This window comes from Alicyclobacillus suci, assembly GCF_017329615.1.
GTDB lineage: Bacteria > Bacillota > Bacilli > Alicyclobacillales > Alicyclobacillaceae > Alicyclobacillus > Alicyclobacillus suci.
On the sequence record NZ_JAFMTW010000266.1, the window covers coordinates 1 to 224 of the forward strand.

1 pseudogene is annotated in these 224 nt (G+C 51.3%); it reads right to left on the minus strand.

The features are described from left to right. Window positions 1–224, minus strand: a pseudogene (locus tag J3482_RS20660) (IS110 family transposase); the annotation flags it as partial.

Here is a 224-nt window from a genome sequence, read left to right on the forward strand (position 1 = left end):
TTCATCGAGTCGGGTAATCTCTTCATCGAGATAATCGATGTGGCGTAGTTGTGCAGCCAGCATCATGCGTTGGTGATCTCCCATCAGCCCATTTAGGGCCTGCTGCAAATCCGCCTTTTTTGACTTCAGTCGTCCCTTCGCCAACTCTGAAAGTACCTCAGAGCTATCCTCTCCCCGAATCATCGCCTCTAGCATGGCTCGTCCAGACTTACCCAAGGTGTTAC